General features: G+C 33.3%; 5 protein-coding genes. 2 read left to right on the forward strand and 3 right to left on the reverse strand.

Features of this window, described 5'->3' with window-relative positions; all coding sequences use genetic code 11:
• Positions 1-94: 94 nt before the first annotated feature.
• The 3 genes from ACNPNW_RS16175 to ACNPNW_RS16185 all read right to left on the reverse strand — a co-directional run bounded on the left by ACNPNW_RS16175 (position 95) and on the right by ACNPNW_RS16185 (position 1,611).
• Positions 95-307, reverse strand: coding sequence for a DUF2933 domain-containing protein (locus ACNPNW_RS16175; protein WP_448767177.1), 213 nt, complete (start codon positions 305-307; stop codon positions 95-97).
• Positions 308-333: 26 nt separating this feature from the next.
• A complete protein-coding gene (locus ACNPNW_RS16180) occupies positions 334-765 on the reverse strand; it encodes a hypothetical protein (protein WP_448767178.1) in 432 nt (143 codons plus the stop codon).
• Between the two features lie 603 nt (positions 766-1,368).
• A complete protein-coding gene (locus tag ACNPNW_RS16185) occupies positions 1,369-1,611 on the reverse strand; it encodes a DUF2789 family protein (protein WP_448767179.1) in 243 nt (80 codons plus the stop codon).
• 351 nt (positions 1,612-1,962) lie between these two features.
• Between ACNPNW_RS16185 and ACNPNW_RS16190 the strand changes: the two genes are divergently transcribed.
• Both ACNPNW_RS16190 and ACNPNW_RS16195 read left to right on the forward strand, forming a co-directional pair.
• Positions 1,963-2,343, forward strand: a complete 381-nt coding sequence (locus ACNPNW_RS16190; protein WP_004695736.1) for a copper resistance CopC family protein — start codon at positions 1,963-1,965, stop codon at positions 2,341-2,343.
• A gap of 64 nt (positions 2,344-2,407) precedes the next feature.
• Positions 2,408-3,289 carry a CopD family protein gene (locus ACNPNW_RS16195; RefSeq protein ID WP_004695733.1) on the forward strand — a complete coding sequence of 294 codons (882 nt, stop codon included), beginning with the start codon at positions 2,408-2,410 and terminating at the stop codon, positions 3,287-3,289.
• The last annotated feature ends 405 nt before the right edge of the window (positions 3,290-3,694 follow it).

Here is a 3,694-nt window from a genome sequence, read left to right on the forward strand (position 1 = left end):
AGCGTCCATAAACCATAAGCCGATTCCGCATGATTCATGATGGATCTCCTGATAAGAGCTATTTTTTGTTATCAGATATATCGGATTTTTTTTGCTACGAGTGGTTATGCCCATGACCACCATGCATAAAAATATGCATCAGTGGACACGCTAAAAGGAATAAATAAGGCAAAGCACCGATAACGTGGGCTAAATGTTCCGTTAATAGAAAATAAGCTGCGATACCACCCAGCACGATTAGACCAATGGCATAACGTGTAGACCAGAAGTTAGGTACTGAATTATTTTCTTGGTGTTGGTGATTCATGGTGCTTTCCCCTAATTCATGGGTAACTATTTAGTTGCTGACGGAGGCATACAGTCCATCATCATCTGCATCATGGATTGCATCATGTCCATACGTTTTTCCATCATCTGCTGACGGTCAGCCATATTTGCATTCATGCTTTGGCTGCCCATCTGTTTCATCATACTCATACCTCCTTGCATGAGTTTCATGTGCTCAGCCATAAGTTTTTGACGTTCTTGAGGGTTTTTTGCAGCCATCATCTTTGCATGCATGGCTTGCATTGCTTTCATGTGCTGGTCCATTGCAGCCATTTTATCTGTAGCAGTGGTGCTGGTAACTGTTTGCTTAATTGTTACTGCAGATGGTGCTGTTTTTTCAGGGTGGTGATCTTTGTGTTCATCGGATTGCTGTGCAAATGTATTCAATGACGCGGCTGCGATACATAAGCCCAAAAAAATGTTTTTGAATTTCATCATAATTTTTTCCTTTAAATAATTTGGAAGTAAAAGCTATGTTTTAGTACTGAACAGAGTCTAGGAATTTGACTACTAAACTGATGAAATTTTTGGTTATTCTCTGTCTCTCTTAAAAATTTTAGCACTATTAATTAATTATTTTTAAAAATGACAAAAATGTAATTTTGAGATCTTCTCGAAATATATAGTCTATGCTGAGATGACAAAAATTTTATTTAATATTAATCTTTTAAAACTATTAAAGTTGTTATGATTTTATGTGCTTAAAAAAATAAAAATGAAATGATTAGATGACTCCAAGGCTAGTTAGAGACACATTCTTGATGTAATTTACACTGTTATTCCTTTAAAGAAAAAATACAGTTGATCAAAATAGTTTTTTATAGAAAAAAGGGTGGATAATTTAATTATTAAACTTATTGGTATATTTATTAGATAGAAGGTAAAGAAGATTATTTTTAATATTAGGGTTTATAATCCAAATTTCAGAGTAAGGAATCTACTACTTATATAATAGAGATTCCATCTCCAAAACAGTACTACTGTATGAATGAGTTGTATTCAATGCAGGGAAGAATGTAGATCCTTAATACTAACGAAAAATTATTTTACTGAATTTTCATGTAAAGACTCATTTAATTGATCAATCACTGTCGTCCATTCACCATCAGAGTGTAGTTTTTCTTCTAAAAAATGACGTTGAGCATCAGTCCAAAAAATTGCTTGTGTTAAAAAAACATCTCTAGCTAGCTGATGGCTCTCTATGAATTTTGCAATTGCTTCTTCAGTAGAAGCTAAACCAAGCTGTTCAAATAATTTGGTCATTCTTGGACGTGTTTGAGTCATGTGCTTAGCCCATAAATTTATATTAGATCAAATTAAACATAACATGTTTATATTTAAACTAAAATATAAAAAATTAAATAGCTACTATTTTCTTAGACAAAATGATTACTACATTTCATAAATCAACCACCTACATAATTTGTTTGTTAAATGATCATTATTTTTCAATAAGATTATTTTAATAGTTAAAGATTTTAAATTTTAAAAATGACAAAAATGTAATTTTGAAGTCATCGCTCTGTTTGTGTCTCTCACTAATAATTGAAATATAAGAGGAGATGATGTGGTCTCATTAAATATAGATTTTATAAAGTCATCTCTAATGAACTAACGAATCAAGAGGAAACGTAAATGAAATTATTTCAAAATAAAATGACTGCTCTACGTCATGTTGTAGTAGCTGCAACGATGATTGTGGCTACTACAACTACGTTCGCTCATGTGAGTTTAGTGAGTGCGATTCCTGCGGAAAATGCATCTGTCCTTAGTCAACCAAAGAACTTGACCCTTAACTTTGGTGCAGAGGTTATGTTGATGAATATTAAGTTACTGGATGCTCAGCGAAGAGATGTTCCTTTAAAATATGAAGTTACTCATGACTTAAAGAAATCCTTTGATGTCGCTCTTCCGAAACTGAAAAAAGGTAAATATACCGTTGTCTGGACAACAATGGGGAAAGATGGCCACAACATGAATGGTGAATATAGTTTCACTATCAAATCAACTAAATAAGAATTGATTACCTTTCAACATGTCAGTGAGGTGCTGGCATGTTGTTCTAGAATGGACAAAAATAATGATTTCTGAATATTGGATGTGGGCCACTTGGTTAACTAAGGTTATTTTATATTTAAGTTTAGCTTTTGTCGTTGGTGGAGCCTTTTGCTATTTTTTACTTAGACAATATCTTGAACTAAAAGAATCGATTCTTAAATATATTACAATTGGCGCTGGATTAGGCCTAATTTCCAGTACCTTGGGATTTTTTATTCTGATTGGTAGTTTTGCCAATACTGGTATTACAGGGATGGTGGACCCCACGTATATTAATATATTGGTTAATACTCCGACGGGGTATATATACGTTCTTCGTTCTATTAGTTTTGCTCTTTTACTTCTTCTCATGGTGGTTAAAGTTAACAGGAACAAAGGTCAGTTTTCTATAATTGAAAGTTCAATATTTTGTATTTTACTTATCCCGATTATTTTTAGTTTTTCCCAGCTCGGACATGTCGCTAATTTAACCTTACTTGCTCAAATTTTATTATCAATCCATATTCTAGTTATGTCTTTATGGATGGGGTCTTTATATCCGTTATGGAAAACCAGCCGGGAAATAAGTGGTTTACCTTTAAAAGATCGCATGCATGTATTTGGACGTATTGCTGCTTTCATTGTTGGGATATTAATCGCCTGTGGCGCTAGTGTAGCTCTTCTTTTAATTAAAGATTTTAATACCTTAATCAATACTGCATATGGCTATGGTTTCATGGTTAAAATGTTTTTTGTTATAGGTATTCTACTTTTAGCTGCCTTCAACAAATGGTATTTCACCCCGCGTCTTCAACATCCTAAATTCGCTAAACACCTTAGTCATGCCATTTTATTTGAGATGTTATTAGGTCTATCAATTCTATTAACAACAGGCTATATAACCACTGTCGTGGGTATTGAATAAGAGAATTTCAAAATAAGGGAATTGAGGAAATTTAACATTACTGCATTTATCTTTTGTAGCTGAGCAATAAAGTTTCTACTGGACTGTCAACTTACGACAATCAGAACAGTAAAATCGCATCATGAGGCATTATACATAAAGGTAGTCACCGGTTTTTAGCTTATCTTCAACCCATAACGGTCTCATCTATTCAGTTCACTACCATTGATTGAAACAACTAATCTTATAAATTTCAGAGTGATCGTAGATGACAAAAATGTCATTTTAAAGTCACATTAATGTTGGTTAAGTACTTTTACTGTAGTCATTAGAACACTCTTCTTTGGAATACTCTGAAGAAAACTGTAAGGTTGTAAACAGACCAAGTTACAGCGAGTCACTGATTCAGAAAAAGGCTGGTTGTAT

Source organism: Acinetobacter endophylla, assembly GCF_053543775.1.

What these genes read in the sequence shown, in the direction of transcription:
- ACNPNW_RS16175 (WP_448767177.1), bottom strand. Translation starts at nt 307, where the DNA reads ATGAATCACCAACACCAAGAAAATAATTCAGTACCTAACTTCTGGTCT.
- ACNPNW_RS16180 (WP_448767178.1), bottom strand. Translation starts at nt 765, where the DNA reads ATGATGAAATTCAAAAACATTTTTTTGGGCTTATGTATCGCAGCCGCG.
- ACNPNW_RS16185 (WP_448767179.1), bottom strand. Translation starts at nt 1,611, where the DNA reads ATGACTCAAACACGTCCAAGAATGACCAAATTATTTGAACAGCTTGGT.
- ACNPNW_RS16190 (WP_004695736.1), top strand. Translation starts at nt 1,963, where the DNA reads ATGAAATTATTTCAAAATAAAATGACTGCTCTACGTCATGTTGTAGTA.
- ACNPNW_RS16195 (WP_004695733.1), top strand. Translation starts at nt 2,408, where the DNA reads ATGATTTCTGAATATTGGATGTGGGCCACTTGGTTAACTAAGGTTATT.